The organism is Acidimicrobiales bacterium (assembly GCA_036491125.1).
GTDB lineage: Bacteria > Actinomycetota > Acidimicrobiia > Acidimicrobiales > AC-9 > AC-9.
On sequence record DASXCO010000206.1, the window covers coordinates 26,557 to 42,628 of the forward strand.

Consider the following 16,072-nt stretch of genomic DNA (forward strand, 5'->3'; position numbering starts at 1 on the left):
CCGGTTACTCGGCGCCCCGCCACGTGGGCTGGCGGGGCTGATCGAACAGCACCTCGAGGGGCTCGCCCCGTATGGCGGCGAAGACGTGGTTCGACCAGAGCTGGGCCCCGGCGATGGGCTGGGGCAGGTGCTCCTCCGCGAACCACCCCACGTCGGCGCACTCGAGGGGGTGGGCGCGGAGCTCACCTCCGAGGACCCGACAGTGGAAGATCAGCGAGTACAGCGGCACACGGGTGAAGCCCAGCCGCAGGCCGTCGAGCACGGCGATGAGGCGCACGGGCTCGACCTCCATCCCCGTCTCCTCGTACACCTCCTTGACCACGACCTCCGACGCCGAGTAGCCGACGTCCGCCCAGCCGGTCGGGTAGAGCCACACCCCAGAGTCGGCCCGCTTCACCAGCAACACCTCGCCCCGGTCGTTGCCGACGATGGCGCCAACGGCGACCTTCGGCGTGACATAGCCGGGGACGCCCTCGCCCACCGAGTCGAGCCACTCCTCGACCGCGGTGCCGGCGGCGTCCTCGCCCTCGGCGCGGGCGACAACCCGGATGTCGGCCGCCACCTTCAGCACCTCCTCGAAGCGCTCCCGCTCGTAGAGATTGTCACTGAAGCCGAGGCCGGTCCGGGCGATGGCGGAAAGGCTCTCGCTCCAGCGGATCAGATCGCGAGGTGAGAGCCGTTCAGCCACTCCCACGAAGCTAGTACCGGCCCGATCAGGAACCGCCCGCGTGGCGGCGCCGGTGTGCCATGGCCTTGGCCGCGCCCCAGGCCAGTCCCAGCTCGACGAGGTCGGGGTCGACGTCGGCCAGGGACGCCGGCGCCAGGTCGTAGTCGTCGTCGGGGAAGCTGGACTCGGCGAACCCGTCCCGCCGCACCGGCGGCACCCCCGCAGCGCGTAGCACCTCGGTCGGGTACCGCACGGCGTGGCGCAGCACGCTGAGCGGCGTGGTCGCCTGGGCGTCGATATCTGTCTCGAGCAGCGTCCTCAGGACGGCCGCCACCTCGGTCTGCGCCCGCCGGCCGGCGCCCGCCGCCGCCGACATCACCTCATCGTCTGCGGCGCCGTGGTAGTCGAGGAGCCGGCGCTCGACGCAGCGCTCGACCCAACCCGGCACGGCGGCCTCGATGCCGTCGAAGAGGGCCTGGGCGTGCTCCTCCATCAGCTCATGTTGCATGCTGGCTGCGTGCGGCCCAAGCCGGTCACCCCGGGCCCTGATCAGGAGTCGTTCAAGGGAGAGCCCGGATCGATGGGCTGGTGAGGATAACGGCCCTGTCCGTCTTCGAGGGCGTCGTCTACCACTGCCACGCCGTCGACCTCGCCAACCCGTGCCGGCCGACGCTCGAGGTCGACGCTGTCACCCGGCCCGGCGATCTCGATGCCGGCCCGCTCCTCGTCACCTGGGCCGAGTACGTCCGCATGGTCGGCGCCGACGCGGCCCGTCGTTGTGCACCCCGGCTCCGGAGCCAGGGTCGTGTGGTCGAGCACCTCGGGGTGAACCACCTCGCCTTCCCCACCTGGACGGTGTGCGAGCCCTAGGGACCCCCACTGGCTTGACCAGCCCGCCGGACGGCTCTCGGCTCGCTCACGGGCGCGCACTCTGCAGCGCACCGGCGGCCCGGGAGGCCGCCCCGAGGGAACGGTTGAGGTTGCCGGACCGGAAGCCTTCGAGATCGAGCGTCACATACGTGTACCCGGCCTCGCGGACCGCGGCGACGATCGCCTCCCGGCACTCGATCGCCCGGGCCAGCTCGGCGCCGTCGAGCTCGATGCGGGCGAGCTCTCCGTAATGGCGGACCCGCAGCTGACCGAAGCCGAGCAGGCGGAGGGCCGACTCCGCCCGTGCCACCGACTCGAGGACACCGATGGTGACGGGCGTGCCGTACGGGACCCTCGACGCCAGGCACGCCGCTGCCGGTTTGTCCCAGGTGCGCAGGCCGAGGAGCTTGGACGCAGCGCGCACGTCCGCCTTGGTGAACCCGGCCTCGACGAGCGGGAACACGGCCCCGCCCTCCTGCGCCGCCTGCTGTCCGGGGCGATGGTCGCCCAGGTCGTCGACGTTGACACCGAGGGCGACGACAGCGTTCTCGGCGGCGGCGATCGGGCCCAGGGCCGCCATGAGCTCGGCCTTGCAGTGGTAGCAGCGGGTCCCGTCGTTGGCCGAGTAGTCGGGGTTCGCCAGCTCGTCGGTCGCCACCGAGGTCCAGCGCAGTCCCCACTCGGCGACCAGGGCCTCGCAGTCGGCGAGCTCTTCGGGCGCCAGCGACGGCGAGACCGCGGTGGCGCAGAGGACCCGATCGGGGCCCAGCGCGTCGGTGGCGATCCGGGCCAGGAAGGCGGAGTCGGCGCCCCCGCTGAACGCGACCACCATGTGACCGTGTCGGCGAAGCTCGTGACGCAGACCGTCGAGGTCGGGAGCCATCACGGGCGGGCGATCTGCTCGAGCACCTCTTCCGTGCCACCGATCAGCCCGGTGTAGAAGGGTCCGAACTCGGCGTACTGGGCCGACACCTCGTCGAAGCGCATCGTGTAGACGACATCCTTGAGGTCGTCGGGACGGACCGCGAACAGCGTGACCCCCCACTCGAAGTCGTCGATGCCGGTCGAGCCGGTGATCAGCTGCAGCACCCGGCCGGCGAAGGTGCGGCCGGTGGCTCCATGGCTTCGCATCAGCGCGTCGCGCTCCTGGTATGGGAGGGCATACCAGTTCTGGCCCTCGTTGCGGCGCTTGGACATCGGGTAGAAGCAGATGGCCCGCTTGCCCTCGGGCGGCAGCTGCGGGTACAGCCGGGGCCGCTTCATCTCGTCGGGCATGCCCTGGGCGTACTCCGAGACCTCGGTGAGCGAGACGTAGGAGTCGGTCACCTCGATCCCCGCCGCCTGCAGAGCGGACTGGAAGGCCCGCAGTCGCCACAGGTCGGGCCCCAGGGCGAGGAAGCCGAGGTCGGCCTTGTGCCCGAGGACGGCGAACGTGACGACCTGCTGGTCGTCGGCCTGGGCCGACTTCACGATATTGATCACCGCCTCGCGGCTGACATCGGGACCGCACCTGCCGAACAGATGGAGGACACCCCATCCGGTCGACGGTACGAGGGGCTCCGGCACGCTCTCAGTCTACGAGGACGACCGAGGGGCGCCTTGCGGCGCCCCTCGGTGTCACTCACTCCAGTTGTCCAGCTCGTGGTCGGCGAGGCTAGTAGTCCTCCATGCCCCCGCCCGGCATGGCCGGAGCGCTCTCCTCGGGCTTGTCGACGATGACGGCCTCGGTGGTGAGGAACAGCCCGGCGATCGACGCCGCGTTCTGCAGCGCCGAGCGGGTCACCTTGGCGGCGTCGATGACACCCGCCTTGACGAGGTCCTCGTAGTCACCGCTGAGAGCATTGAAGCCCTCGTTCGGCTTGGTGAGGTTGCGAACCCGCTCGACCACGACGCCGCCCTCGAGGCCGGCGTTGACCGCGATCTGCTTGAGGGGCTCCTCGACGGCGCGGGCCACGATCCTGGCCCCGGTGGCCTCGTCGTGATCGAGCTTCTCGGCCGCGTCGAGCACGGCGGCCTGGGCCCGCAGGAGCGCCACGCCCCCGCCGGCCACGACACCTTCCTCGATGGCCGCCTTCGTGGTGCTGACGGCGTCCTCGATGCGGTGCTTCTTCTCCTTGAGCTCGACCTCGGTGGCGGCCCCGACCTTGATGACCGCGACACCGCCCGACAGCTTGGCCAGGCGCTCCTGGAGCTTCTCCCGGTCGTAGTCGGAGTCGGTGTTCTCGATCTCGGCCTTGATCTGGGCGATGCGGCCCTTGATGTCGGACTCGGTGCCGCCGCCCTCGACGACGGTCGTCTCGTCCTTGGTCACGACCACCTTGCGGGCCTTGCCCAGCAGATCGAGGGTGACGTTCTCGAGCTTGAGCCCGACCTCCTCGGTGATGACCTGGCCACCAGTGAGGATGGCCATGTCCTGGAGCATGGCCTTGCGCCGGTCGCCGAAGCCGGGGGCCTTGACGGCCACGCTCTTGAACGTGCCCCGGATCTTGTTGACCACCAGGGTGGCCAGGGCCTCGCCCTCGACATCCTCGGAGATGATGACCAGCGGGCGCCCGGACTGCATGACCTTCTCGAGGACCGGGAGGAGGTCCCGGACGGCGGAGATCTTCGAGCCGACGAGGAGGAGGTAGGCGTCCTCCAGGCCCGCCTCCATGCGCTCGGGATCGGTGACGAAGTAGGGCGAGATGTAGCCCTTGTCGAAGCGCATGCCCTCGACGAGGTCCATCTCCATGCCGAAGGTCTGGGACTCCTCGACGGTGATGACACCGTCCTTGCCGACCTTGTCGATCGCCTCGGAGATCATGCCCCCGATCTCGGGGTCGGCAGCCGAGATGGCCGCCACCTGGGCGATCTGGTCCTTGGAGTCGATCTCGTTGGCCGACTGCTTCAGTGAGGACACGGCGGTCTCGACGGCCGACTCGATCCCCCGCTTGAGCGACATGGGGTTCGCCCCGGCGGCGACGTTGCGCAGCCCCTCGTGGACCATCGACCAGGCCAGGACGGTCGCCGTGGTGGTGCCGTCACCGGCGACGTCGTCGGTCTTCTTGGCCACCTCCTTGACCAGCTCGGCCCCGATCTTCTCGTAGGGGTCCTCCAGCTCGATCTCCTTGGCGATGGACACGCCATCGTTGGTGATCGTCGGCGCACCCCACTTCTTGTCCAATACGACGTTGCGACCCTTGGGGCCCAGGGTGACGCGGACCGCGTCGGCCAGCTGGTTCATGCCGCTCTCGAGCTGCCGCCGGGCATGCTCGTCGAAGGCGATCAACTTGGGCATATCGTGGTTCCCTCCAATGGGTGGACCGTTAGCACTCTCATCCCGTGACTGCTAACAGCAAACCACGCACGGGCCCGTTCTGCAACCGGGCCCCGACGGCCCTGGTGGGTGGTCCGGGCAACGATGCCGGCGGCCCGGGCGAGGCGGGAGAATCCCGCTGTTCCACCACGATCGGCGGACCGATGATTTGGAGCTCGCTCGTCAGCCTCCAGCGACGGCAGGGATGATCGACAGCGTCTGTCCCTCGGGCACCGGGGTATCCAGACCCTGCAGGAAGCGGACGTCCTCGTCGGCGAGGAACACGTTGACGAACCGGCGCAGCGTCCCGGCGTCGTCGAAGAGCCGCCCGGCGAACCCAGGATGGGAGGCGTCGAGCGCCTTGAGGACCTCACCGACGGTGGACCCCTCGACGGCGACCTCGCCGGCGCCGTTGGTCAGAGTGCGGAGCTGGGTCGGCACCCGGACGGTCACGCTCATGGCCGGTCGATCTGCTCGAGCTCGGCCAGCGCCTCGGCGAAGGCGTCCATCGACGGGGCGATGGTGGCGCTGGGGCCCGCGTGGGGCGTCACCGCGTCGACCGTCTTCAACCCGTGACCAGTGACGTAGGCGACCACCCGCTCGTCGGAGCGGACGACGCCCGCCGCCGCCAGCTTGGCCAGCGTCGCGACCGTCACGCCCCCCGCCGTCTCGGCGAAGATGCCCTCGGTGCGGGCCAGCAACCCAATGCCCTCGACGATCTCCTCGTCGGTGACGGCGTCCAGGGCGCCGCCCGTCGAGCGCACGGTGTCCAGGGCGTACCAACCGTCCGCCGGGTCGCCGATGGCCAGCGACTTGGCGATCGTCGAGGGCCGGACCGGGCGGATGTGGTCGACGCCGTCGGCGAAGGCGGTGGCCACCGGCGCGCACCCGGTGGCCTGAGCCCCGGAGATGCGCACCTCGGGAGCCTCGGGCAGCAGGCCCACCTGGCCCAGCTCCTGAAAACCCTTGTGGATCTTGGTCAACTGGCTGCCGGATCCGACGGGTACGACCACGTGGTCGGGGGCCTCCCATCCCAGCTGCTCGGCCACCTCGAAGGCGAGGGTCTTCGACCCCTCGGCGTAGTAGGTGCGCACGTTCACGTTGACGAACGCCCACGACGGGTGCTCCGCCGTCAGCTCCGCGCACAGCCGGTTCACGTCGTCGTAGTTGCCCTCGACGGCGATGAGGCGGCCGCCGTAGACGGCGGTGGTCACGATCTTTGCCAGCTCGAGGTCGTGCGGGATGAACACGAAAGACTCCATGCCCGCCCGGGCGGCGTGGGCGGCCACGGCGTTCGCCAGGTTGCCGGTCGAGGCGCACGCCGCCACCTTGAACCCCAGCTGGCGGGCCTTGGTGAGGGCCACCGACACGACCCTGTCCTTGAACGACCCCGTCGGGTTCACGGTGTCGTTCTTGACCCACAGCTCCCCGAGCCCGAGCTCGGAGGCCAGGCGGTCGGCCCGGACCAGCGGCGTGAAGCCGGCCCCGAGGTCGACAGGGGCCTCGGCCTCGACCGGCAGCAGGTCGGCGTAGCGCCAGATGGTGTCGGGCCCGGCGGCGATGGTGCCGGCGCTCACGTGGTCGGCGATGGCCTCGTAGTCGTAGGTGACCTCGAGGGGCCCGAAACAGTAGTCACAGACGTGCAGGGCCTCGGCCGGGTACACGCGCGCGCATTCCCGGCAGCGAAGGCCTTCTATGAACGCCACAGCTCCTCCTCATCGCTCGGGCATTGGCACCTGGCGCCCCCGCTTCTCAGCGGGTCTGGCGCTGGTTGTCGCGGCGTCGTTGGGCCCGGTCCCTCGACCGCTCTGGATGAATGGCTGCATCAAGTGTGATCGACCGGGGCCGGCCCGTCAAAGCGGATACCTGGGGAGATGGAGCGGAAGCACTGGTTGTGGTGGATGATGGCGCCATGGTCCCCGGCCGGTCACGGGCCTTTCACCACCGCGATTTTCCCCTCGAATCCCTCGCCGCGGCCAAGCGGGGCCGGCGGGTGTCGGTCTGCCTCCCGGCGCGTGACGAGTCAGCGACCATCGGCCCGATCCTGCGGGCGCTGCTGGGCGGTCGGGTCGCGGTGTCCGGTCTCGTCGACGAGGTCCTCGTCGTCGACGACGGCTCGACCGACGATACCGCCGAGGTCGCCCGATCGGAGGGGGCCCGGGTGGTGCGGGCGGCCGACGTGCTCGGCCAGCACGGCGGGGAGCCGGGCAAGGGCCAGGCGCTGTGGAGCGCGGTGTTCGCCAGCGAGGGGGACGTCGTCGCCTTTCTCGACGCCGATGTGACCAACTTTCAGCCCTCGTTCGTCGCCGGGCTGCTGGGTCCCGTGCTCACGAACGACGACGTGGCCCTGGTCAAGGCGTTCTACGACCGCCCGCTCGACGGGCAGGCGACAGGTGGAGGGCGGGTGACCGAGCTGGTTGCCAGGCCTCTCATCGCCGTGCTGCTCCCGCACCTGTCCGGCATCGTCCAGCCGCTCGCTGGTGAGTGCGCGGCACCGCGGGAGGTGCTCGAGCGGCTGCCGTTCGCGTACGGGTATGGGGTGGAGCTGGGGCTGCTGGCCGACGTCGCCGCCCGTTTCGGCCTGGACTCGATCGCCGAGGTCGACCTGGGCGTGCGGGCTCATCGGAACCGACCGGTGTCCGAGCTGGCACCCCAGGCCGTCGCGATCGTCCAGGTCGCCCTCGATCGCGCCGGGGTGCCAGCTCGGGCGCAGACGTCGGCGACGCTCGTCGTTCCTGGCGCCGCGCCGATGACGGTGTCGTCCGGGGATCTCCCGCCCCTGCTCGAGGTCCCTGCCTACACCCGCCGCAGCGCCTGAAGCGCCTGCAGGTAGCCAGTCACCTCTTCCTCGATGCACTCGAGTGGGTGACCGGTCGCCCGCTCCCGCCCGTGGCGCTCGACGAGCGAGATGACGGCGAGGTCGTGCTGGCTGTCGTGGGCCTGGTGGCTGTCGTCGCTGTCATGGCTGTCGTCGCTGTCATGGCTGTCGCCGCCGAGCTCCTTCAGGTCGTCGACCACCTCGCCCACCACGGCGAGGACGGGGACGTTCGCCCGGGCCGACAGCTCGGCCACCTCGCCGACCACCTTCCCCCGGAACGACTGCTCGTCGAGGAATCCCTCACCCGTGACGACGAGCTCCGCCCGATCGATCTCCTCCGCCAGGCCCACGGCCTCGGCCACCAGGTCGAAACCCGGAACGAGGCTGGCGCCGAGGGCAGCGAGGCCGCCGGCGAGCCCGCCGGCGGCCCCGCTGCCGGGCAAGTGCCGGACGTCGACGCCGTAGTCATCGTCGTACAGCTGGGCGAGGCGCTCGAGCCGGCGCCGCAGCAACGCCACCTGAGCCGGGCTGGCCCCCTTCTGTGGGGCGAAGTGCTCGGCGGCATCGACGAACGTCGTTGTCACGTCGCACGCCACGATGAGCTCGACCTGGGCCAGTCGAGGGTGCGGCTCCAAGGCCCGCAGGGCCCCGAGCCCGCCGTCGGTCGTCGCCGATCCCCCCACGCCGACGATCACCCGGCGGGCGCCGGCCGCCACGGCGGCGGCGATCAGCTGACCGGTCCCGGTCGTGGACGCGGCCACCGGGTCGTTGCCGCGGGGCCCGCCGGCGAGCTCCAGGCCCGAGGCGCGGGCCATCTCGACCACCGCCGTCCTGTCGTCGAGCCGCCACTCGGCCGTCACTGGTTCACCGAGTGGGCCCTGCACCGACGTCCGCCGGACCCTCCCGCCCAGGACGTCGAGGATCCCCTCGCCCCCGTCGGCCATCGGCACCTCGGTGCAGCTCCAGCCCAGCGACGCGCCGGCCCGGGCAACAGCGGCCGCCACTTCGCTGGCGGCGGCTGTTCCCCTGAACTTGTCGGGCGCGGCCACGAGGTGGGGCACCCGGCCATCGTGCCCGACGAGTCGACCAGTGGGCGACCAACCCCGGCCCCGCCCGTCGTGAGATCCGCCGGCGGTCGTCGACGGCGGCGGTAGGGTCCGGGGCATGGGCGGACCGGAGCTTGTCATCGTCTCCAACCGGGGTCCGCTGTCGTTCTCCCTGGACGATGACCACCAGCTCGTGGCCCGACGCGGCGCCGGCGGGCTGGTGTCCAGCCTGAGCCCGATGATCGCGGGGACCGACACCATCTGGATCGCCGCCGCGATGAACGAGCACGACCGGACGGCGGCCGAACGCGGCCTGATGGAGGTGGAGGGCTTTCGCCTCCGGTCGCTGGCCCTGGATCCCGGCTCCTACCGCATGGCGTACGACGTGGTGTCGAACGCCACCCTGTGGTTCCTTCATCACGGGCTCTTCGATCTCGCCCGCCGGCCCCGTCTCGACCGGCGGTGGCGCCAGGCGTGGGGCGCCTACCGGGAGGTGAACCAGGCCTTCGCCGAAGCGGTCGTCGAGACCGCCCCCGAGGGGGCCACCGTGCTGGTCCAGGACTACCACCTGGCGTTGGTCGGAGCAGGGCTGGCCCAGCGTCGCCCCGACCTGCGGGCCGTCCACTTCACCCACACCCCGTTCTGCGATCCCAGCAGCATTCGGATCCTGCCGTCGGACGTGGCCGAGGAGCTGCTCGCCGGGATGGGAGCCCACGTGTCGTGTGGGTTCCACTCTCCCCGTTGGGCGCAGGCCTTCGAAGCATGCAGCGCGGAGGTGCTGGGGCGGGTTCCGCCGACGTTCGTTGCGCCACTGGGACCCGACGCCGAGGACCTCGAGAGGGTCGTCAACTCGGACGAGAGCGCGAGATGGGACCGCTGGCTGTCGTCCCTGCTGGGTGATCGCCAGCTGGTCCTGCGCGTGGACCGGGTCGAGCTGTCGAAGAACCTCCTCAGGGGATTCCTCGCCTTCGATGAGCTGCTCGAGGTCCATCCCGCCCTGCGGGAGCGCGTGATCTTCGTGGCCCTGGTGTACGCGTCCCGCCAGGGGCTGCCCGAGTATCTCGCCTACCGGACCGAGGTGGAGCACCTGGCGGCGCAGCTCAACCACAAGTGGGCGACGCCAAGTTGGACGCCGGTGGTGCTCGACATCTCCGACAACTTCCCGCGTTCTGTGGCGGCTCTGCGTCGCTACGACGTGCTTCTGGTCAACCCGCTGCGTGATGGGCTCAACCTCGTGGCGAAGGAAGGCCCCGTCATCAACACCAACCACGGCCTGCTGGCCCTCTCCCGTGAAGCCGGGGCGTGGGCCGAGCTGCGCGAGGCGGCGCTGGAAGTGAACCCGTTCGACATCGCCGGCACGGCCGAGGTGCTGGCGAGGGCACTGACCATGGGGCAGACCGAGCGTGCCGAGCGATCGGCCGCCATCCGAGTGGTCGCGGCCCGACGGACCCCGCGGGACTGGCTCGACGACCAGCTGGTGGCGGCCGAGGCCTGACAGGCGCGCCGTGCGGCGCCTACCCCGCCGCCAACCACTCCAGCAGGGCCGCCACACCCTCGGGGCCGTCGACGACCAGGTCGGCGGCCGTCGCCAGCTCTGTCGGGACCTCGGCGCTGGCGACGGCCACCTTGCAGGTGACGATGCCCTGGGTCGCGAGGTGATCGAGGGCACCGAACGCGGCCAGGTCCCCCCGGTCATCGCCGACGAAGCAGGCGGCACCGAGGTCCCGACAGAGCTCGGACACCACCGTCCCCTTGTCCGCCGGCAGCGGCGGCCGGAGCTCGATGTTCATCTTGCCGGGATGGAGCTCGAGGCTGCTCTCGCGGGCCGCCTTCTCGGCGAACGACCGGGCCCACCCGGCCTGGGCAGTCGCCGTACGCCAATGGAAGGCCACGGTGAGGCCCTTGTGCTCGACGAGCATCCCGGGTGGAGCGGCCGCCCGGGCCGCCCGCTCAACCCGGTCGACGACGTCTCGCCACGCCTCTGCTTCTGGGCGGGTGTGTACCACACCCCCGCCGCCGGCCCACTCCAGCCCGTAGAGGCCCGACGCGATGACGCTCGGGCCATGGCCGGTGGCGCCCCGCCCGAGGCCCAGCTGCTCGACGAGGAACCCGGCCGGGCGACCCGAGACCACGGCCACGCGGCGGTACCGTGCGGCGAGCCGGGGAAGGAGGTCGACGACCGCGGGAAGAGGTCTGGCCTCGGCCGGATCGTCGACGATCGGCGCCAGCGTGCCGTCGAAATCGACCAGCACGCCGCTCCGGTCACGACGGCCGCGCAGCTCCGCGAGGGGCGTCGCAGCGAAGTCGGGCGCCGACACCTGGAGTCGTGGGGCCAGACCGGTCGGCGCTCAGCGGACCGTCGAGCTGGTGTGGGAAGTGGTCGAGGTGTGCGAGGTCGTGGACGTGGTCGGCGCGGCGGGCGCCAACGAGCCCTGTCCGGCCAGATCGGGGCCGATGACGACCACCACGTTCGCGGCCAGGAGGTTGGCGACGGGCGACGGCGTGGGAACAGGCATGACGGTGGTCGGCGCCAGGCCGAGAGCCGTGGCCACGGCTCCCGCCTCGCTGGAGAAGCCAGGGAGGAACAGGACGGCCGAAGAGGCCGCAGTGCTGGTGGTGTTGGTCGGCGCCAGCACGTCGTAGCCCGCCTTGCGCAGGGTGTCTGACGCCTTGGCGCCGGCCCCGCTCGTCTTGGTCCCGTTGGCCACCAAGGTCTTGACCTGGGCCGGTGGGCGTGGAGGTGCGGTCGTCGTGGAAGCCGGAGGCGCCGTGGTGCTGGTCGCAGCGCCAGGCGTGGCCGCCACCGAGGCGACGGACCCTGCCGGACTTCGGCCGACCGAATGGAACAGGACGACGCCGAGGACGACGCCGACGACGACCAGGGCGACCCCCCGGATGACCCGGACCGGCGGAACATCGTGGTGCGACTCTCCCCCACCCGGGTCGCCGCCGCTGCTCATGGCGAAGGCGGCTCGCCCGCCGAGGACCCCTCGTAGCGGGCCCGCCGGCGCCGGTCACGTCGTCGTCGGAGGCGGAGGACGACGAGCGGGTCGTAGGCCGCTGCCTCGCTGGACGCGAGCAGCTGGCCGAGGAGCTGGTAGTAGCGGCCCGAGGACATCCGGAACCGCCGCTCGATCGCCGTGCGCTTGGTCCCCGGCTCGGTCCACCAGCTCCGCTCGAAGTCGAGGATCGCCCGGTCCCGATCGGAGAGCGCCATCTGTTTCAGCCTGCCAATCCTCCGGGCGAGAATCAAGCACCTCGCCCCGGGTCCTGGCAGAGGGCCGCCGGTACGCTGGCCTCCCCGACGCCGGTGTGGCGCAGTTGGTAGCGCAGGCGACTTGTAATCGCCAGGTCGTGGGTTCGAATCCCACCGCCGGCTCTAAGAACGACCAGGTAGATGGGATCAGGAAGGGAGCGACTTCTGATGCCGACACGCACTGAGCCCCTACTTGCCGCATATGCCAGCCGCCCTGTCCTCGTCACTGGCGGCGCATCGTTCATCGGCAGCCATCTGGTCGAGGAGCTCGTTCGGCACGGCGCCCGGGTGAGGGTGGCGGACGACCTGAGTAGTGGGCGCCGGGAGTCCTTGCAGGATGTGAGTGCGGACTGCGAGCTCATGGAGGGCGACCTGCGCGAGCCCGACTTCGCAGCGCGCGCCGCCGCTGGCCGGGATGTGATCTTCCACTTGGCTGCCTCTCACGGGGGTAGGGGCTACATCGATACCCATCCCGTCGAGTGCTGCAACAACATGCTGCTCGACCACGTCGTTCTGTCCAGTGCAGCCGCTGCCGGCGCGTCACGAGTCGTATTCGCCAGCTCTGCTTGCGTGTACCCAGTCGGCCTGCAGACCGACCCATCTGCCCGGGAACTGCTGAGAGAAGACCAGTGCAACTTCGACGAGCCGGGGCGGACCTTCCCTGACGGCGAGTACGGATGGGCCAAGCTCATGGGCGAGCTGCAGCTCCGGGCGTTCCACAAGCAGTTCGGAATCGACGCCATATCCTGTCGCCTCTTTACGGCCTATGGCGAGCGCGAGAACGAGAGCCATGCCGTCGTTGCCCTCGTTGCCAAGGCCATCATCGGGATGGACCCGTTCCCCGTCTGGGGCGACGGTACTCAGACCCGCAATTTCACCTATGTCGGTGACACCGTGCACGGGATGGCGTTGGCTGGAGTGGCTCTGGAAGGATTCGACACGATCAACGTTGGTAGCCCGCTCCACATCACCATCAACGAGCTCGTAGAGGAGATCTTCGAGGCGACGGGCTTCCGGCCAGCGGAGATCGAGCGGCAGGTCGACAAGCCCGTTGGTGTTCGGGCCCGAGCGGCCGACTGCACAAAGGTGGGAGAGGGACTCGGCTGGTACCCACGTACCACTCTCGAGGAAGGGGTGCACCGGACCGTCGACTGGTACCGAGGTAGTGCTACCCCCGAGCGTCTGGCGCGCCTCGACGAGCTGCTCATGACCCGATGACGCGTGAAGTACTCAGTCGAGTGGAGATGGTCTTGCCGGCTCACAACGAGGCAGAGAGTATCGGCGAGACCATTCGCGAGTTTCACCAGGTGGCCGCGGCTGACGGGTTGCAGGTGTCTTTCCTCGTCTGTGAAGACGGGTCCACCGATGGAACACCTGATGTCATCCGGGCGCTGGCGGAAGAGCTCCCCGTCGTGCTCGACTCGACCCCAGACCGGAGGGGATACTCGCGGGCGGTGGTCGACGGGATGCGGTCCACCACGGGGGACGTCGTTGGCTTCATCGACGGCGATGGTCAGTGCGATCCGCATGATCTCGCGCGGTTGGCTTCAGCGCTCAACGATGCGGACATGGCCGTCGGGTATCGGGACCCGCGAGCAGATTCCACCGCCCGGCGGTGGATGTCGGGCGCCTTCGGCCTCGTGTTTCGGTCGGTGTTTCCCGTCAAGTGCCGTGATCCGTCCTGCCCGTACGTACTGATTCGGCGCGCCGCTCTCGAGAGAGTCCTCAAGGGACGTCCCGGCATACTGCCCCAGGGTTTCTGGTGGGAGTTCAACGCCCGCGCCATGGCAGCCGGGCTCTCGATTGGGGAGGTGCCCGTGCACCATAGAGTGCGGGCGTCGGGCCAGACCCAGGTGTACCGTCCCTCCAAGCTCCCAAGGATCGTGGGCGAGCACCTGGTCGGCCTCTGGCATCTGCGCCGTGACATCGCAGCCAGCCATTCCTGATCGTTGTGACTGAGTGGCGAGTACCGTCGCAATCACATCAGCGAGCGTCAGACGGCACCCTGGGTCGCACCCCCGCTGCTCTCTCCGGCCCTGTGGCGTCACCCGAGCTGGACCAGCCGGAACCGGCCCCGGAGATGGCGACCTCGTTCGGGTCGCGCCTGGAGCTACTGCGACGGCTGCTCCCACTGCCAGTGTTCACTGTCGTCGCCGCCATCCTTTCCTACGCCGGCTACTTCGCTATGTACAGCCGATTTGTGAGCTACGACGACGAGGGCTACTGGCTCATTGCCCTCCGTTCGTACCATCTGCACGGCAGCCTCTACCACAACACGTATAGCCAGGCCGGACCTTTCAACTACGAGTTGTGGTCAAGGTTGTTCACTGTCCTAGGCGTCCCTTTCGACACTGACGGCGGGCGGGCGATGACGCTCGCCGTCTGGGTGGCCACCAGTCTGTGCATCGCAGTCGTGGTCTGGCTGTTGACCCGGCGCCTCCTCCTGGGCGTCCTTGCCCAGGTCACGGCTTTCCTTCTGCTTCGAAGCCTCATAGGTGAGCCGATGGACCCTGGAGGCCTGGCTTGCCTGCTCGTCAGTGTGTCCCTGCTCGGGGTCGCGCTGACCGTCCGCCGCCATGAGCGCATCGGCATGTTGGTCATAGGTGCGGCTACTGCGGCGCTGCTGCTCACGAAGGTAAATGTCGGTGTGTTCGTTGCCGCCGCTGTCTGCTACACGTTCTTCGTCTGCTGGCCGACAGATCGTTGGCGTGTCACCCGTCAGCTCATCGGTGGTGTGGTGCTTCTGGCCATTCCCTTCAGTCTCATGAGCGCTCTGATCGGCACCGCATGGGTCGACCGGTACATAGGCCTGGTGGTTCTGTCGGTTCTCGGTCTCATTGCTGGCATCGGGGGTGTAAGCGCAGGTCAGCGGCGCTTCACGTTCAGCCCGCGGGCGGGCGCTTGGTGTGTCGCGGGGGCTATCGGTCTGGCGCTGATTGCCAGCGCTGGCGTGCTCCTCAACGGCACCAGCCCTTCGCAGTTGGTACAGGGTGCCTTCCTCGCCCAGCGGAACCTGGCTCTGGTGACGACCGGCGCGCTCGTCGTGTCCGATGGACAGCTGATATGGGCTGGCGTCTGGCTAGCCGTGGCGGTGGGATACCTTGCGTATCGGCACCGGTCGCCAGCCCCCTCCAACAGACTCTCGCTGCTGACCGGCATGCTCAGGGTAGCCATAGGGGTGTGGATCTGCGCAGCGGTTGTTGGCGGGGTTTTCTTTTCTCGGTACGTGAATCTGACGACGACCGGCAGCTTCCTCCTCGTTGCTCCGATGGCATGGTTCTCGCTCCTGGAGCCGCGCCGAGATGGGGCGCGCCCGTCGCTGTCCTTCTCGCGCACTTTGATCGCCAGCATGGCGGTGCTTCTGACTCTCGAGGGCTTCCCCGTGGCCGGCAGCCAGCTTGCTTGGGCAAGCCTCGGCCTGATCGTGGTCGGCGCACTCATCATCGGCGACGGCTTGGAGACGCTTCTCGTTCGCGCTCCGCTATCTCAACAGCTCACGCCTACTCTTGTCACCGCCCAGCTGGCACGCTGGGGCGCTACAGCCTCCGTCCTCGCCTTGACCGTGCTCCTCCTGGCCGGCAACGTCCGTCAGTCTCTGGCCTCCGACCGCGCGCTATTTCATGCTCATGCCTCACTCGGCCTCCCTGGGGCGCAGGACGTGCACCTCGACGCCAGTGATGTCGCCAACCTCCAACAGGTGTCGCGTCTTCTGCGCTCGCAGTGCTCGACCTTCCAGAGCCTGCCCGGCCTGAACAGCTTCTACATCTTCACGGGCCAGGCTCCGCCGACGGGCTTGAATACCACCCAGTGGATGTATCTCCTCGACAACCCCATGCAGCAACGGATCGTCGATCGTCTCGGCCAGATCCCTCGCTTATGCGTCCTCGAGGATGCCGACATGGCGCTCCACTGGCGCGTGGGAGCCGGTAAACCGCTCCCGAAGGACTCTCCGCTGTTGCGCTACATCCGGGATAATTTCGCGCCATACAAGCAGGTCGGACCCTACGTCGTACTGATGAAGGAGTCTCTGTCGCCGGGCACGCCGAGCTCGGCTGGGCCCGTGCCGTTGTGCGATGGCGGACCGGATTCAATACCGCCTTGCCGGTGAGATCGAAGAGAC

The 16,072-nt window shown here is 69.4% G+C and carries 17 protein-coding genes, 1 tRNA gene and 1 riboswitch; of the genes, 7 read left to right on the forward strand and 11 right to left on the reverse strand.

Going from position 1 to position 16,072, the window contains the following annotated elements:
• Nucleotides 1-4: 4 nt before the first annotated feature.
• Both VGF64_16410 and VGF64_16415 read right to left on the reverse strand, forming a co-directional pair.
• Nucleotides 5-688, reverse strand: coding sequence for an NUDIX hydrolase N-terminal domain-containing protein (locus VGF64_16410; GenBank protein HEY1636343.1), 684 nt, complete (start codon nt 686-688; stop codon nt 5-7).
• Between the two features lie 25 nt (nt 689-713).
• Nucleotides 714-1,175 carry a hypothetical protein gene (locus VGF64_16415; protein ID HEY1636344.1) on the reverse strand — a complete coding sequence of 154 codons (462 nt, stop codon included), beginning with the start codon at nt 1,173-1,175 and terminating at the stop codon, nt 714-716.
• 80 nt (nt 1,176-1,255) lie between these two features.
• Here VGF64_16415 and VGF64_16420 point away from each other — a divergent pair, with 80 nt between their 5' ends.
• Nucleotides 1,256-1,537, forward strand: a complete 282-nt coding sequence (locus tag VGF64_16420) for a hypothetical protein (protein ID HEY1636345.1) — start codon at nt 1,256-1,258, stop codon at nt 1,535-1,537.
• 46 nt (nt 1,538-1,583) lie between these two features.
• Here VGF64_16420 and larE read toward each other — a convergent pair whose 3' ends face one another.
• The 5 genes from larE to VGF64_16445 form a co-directional block, all read right to left on the reverse strand.
• A complete protein-coding gene (gene larE / locus VGF64_16425; GenBank protein HEY1636346.1) occupies nt 1,584-2,420 on the reverse strand; it encodes an ATP-dependent sacrificial sulfur transferase LarE in 837 nt (278 codons plus the stop codon).
• The gene (locus tag VGF64_16430; GenBank protein ID HEY1636347.1) at nt 2,420-3,103 is read right to left on the reverse strand and encodes a chlorite dismutase family protein; all 684 of its coding nucleotides are present in this window, start codon (nt 3,101-3,103) and stop codon (nt 2,420-2,422) included. The genes larE and VGF64_16430 overlap by 1 nt, the downstream gene beginning before the upstream one ends.
• Nucleotides 3,104-3,191: 88 nt before the next feature.
• Nucleotides 3,192-4,814, reverse strand: a complete 1,623-nt coding sequence (gene groL, locus VGF64_16435) for a chaperonin GroEL (protein HEY1636348.1) — start codon at nt 4,812-4,814, stop codon at nt 3,192-3,194.
• Between the two features lie 201 nt (nt 4,815-5,015).
• Nucleotides 5,016-5,291 carry a ubiquitin-like small modifier protein 1 gene (locus VGF64_16440; GenBank protein ID HEY1636349.1) on the reverse strand — a complete coding sequence of 92 codons (276 nt, stop codon included), beginning with the start codon at nt 5,289-5,291 and terminating at the stop codon, nt 5,016-5,018.
• Nucleotides 5,288-6,538 carry a threonine synthase gene (locus VGF64_16445; GenBank protein HEY1636350.1) on the reverse strand — a complete coding sequence of 417 codons (1,251 nt, stop codon included), beginning with the start codon at nt 6,536-6,538 and terminating at the stop codon, nt 5,288-5,290. Before VGF64_16445 ends, VGF64_16440 begins: the two co-directional genes overlap by 4 nt.
• A gap of 6 nt (nt 6,539-6,544) precedes the next feature.
• Nucleotides 6,545-6,651: riboswitch (SAM riboswitch) on the reverse strand.
• Between the two features lie 93 nt (nt 6,652-6,744).
• Here VGF64_16445 and VGF64_16450 point away from each other — a divergent pair.
• On the forward strand, nt 6,745-7,650 hold the full coding sequence (locus tag VGF64_16450) for a glucosyl-3-phosphoglycerate synthase (GenBank protein HEY1636351.1): 906 nt from the start codon (nt 6,745-6,747) through the stop codon (nt 7,648-7,650).
• Here VGF64_16450 and VGF64_16455 read toward each other — a convergent pair.
• Nucleotides 7,629-8,711: a glycerate kinase gene (locus VGF64_16455; protein HEY1636352.1), complete on the reverse strand. Its 1,083-nt coding sequence runs from the start codon at nt 8,709-8,711 to the stop codon at nt 7,629-7,631. The genes VGF64_16450 and VGF64_16455 overlap by 22 nt on opposite strands.
• Nucleotides 8,712-8,814: 103 nt before the next feature.
• Between VGF64_16455 and VGF64_16460 the strand changes: the two genes are divergently transcribed.
• Complete coding sequence (locus tag VGF64_16460; GenBank protein ID HEY1636353.1) at nt 8,815-10,191, forward strand: trehalose-6-phosphate synthase; 1,377 nt, start codon at nt 8,815-8,817, stop codon at nt 10,189-10,191.
• Between the two features lie 19 nt (nt 10,192-10,210).
• Here VGF64_16460 and otsB read toward each other — a convergent pair whose 3' ends face one another.
• Genes otsB through VGF64_16475 form a run of 3 tightly spaced genes read right to left on the reverse strand, consistent with a single transcriptional unit; the run spans nt 10,211 to nt 11,913 of the window.
• Nucleotides 10,211-11,014: a trehalose-phosphatase gene (gene otsB / locus VGF64_16465; protein ID HEY1636354.1), complete on the reverse strand. Its 804-nt coding sequence runs from the start codon at nt 11,012-11,014 to the stop codon at nt 10,211-10,213.
• Nucleotides 11,015-11,044: 30 nt separating this feature from the next.
• Entirely contained in the window at nt 11,045-11,656 is a 612-nt protein-coding gene (locus VGF64_16470) for a LytR C-terminal domain-containing protein (protein HEY1636355.1), read from the reverse strand.
• Nucleotides 11,653-11,913 (reverse strand): DUF3263 domain-containing protein, encoded by a 261-nt coding sequence (locus VGF64_16475; GenBank protein ID HEY1636356.1) that lies wholly within the window; start codon nt 11,911-11,913, stop codon nt 11,653-11,655. Before VGF64_16475 ends, VGF64_16470 begins: the two co-directional genes overlap by 4 nt.
• An 89-nt stretch (nt 11,914-12,002) precedes the next feature.
• Here VGF64_16475 and VGF64_16480 point away from each other — a divergent pair.
• The 4 genes from VGF64_16480 (at nt 12,003) to VGF64_16495 (ending at nt 16,060) form a co-directional block, all read left to right on the forward strand.
• Nucleotides 12,003-12,075 (forward strand) — tRNA-Thr (locus tag VGF64_16480).
• A 45-nt stretch (nt 12,076-12,120) separates the two neighbouring features.
• Complete coding sequence (locus VGF64_16485) at nt 12,121-13,170, forward strand: NAD-dependent epimerase/dehydratase family protein (protein HEY1636357.1); 1,050 nt, start codon at nt 12,121-12,123, stop codon at nt 13,168-13,170.
• A 32-nt stretch (nt 13,171-13,202) separates the two neighbouring features.
• Complete coding sequence (locus tag VGF64_16490; GenBank protein ID HEY1636358.1) at nt 13,203-13,898, forward strand: glycosyltransferase family 2 protein; 696 nt, start codon at nt 13,203-13,205, stop codon at nt 13,896-13,898.
• Nucleotides 13,899-14,032: 134 nt separating this feature from the next.
• On the forward strand, nt 14,033-16,060 hold the full coding sequence (locus VGF64_16495; GenBank protein ID HEY1636359.1) for a hypothetical protein: 2,028 nt from the start codon (nt 14,033-14,035) through the stop codon (nt 16,058-16,060).
• Nucleotides 16,061-16,072 lie beyond the last annotated feature (12 nt).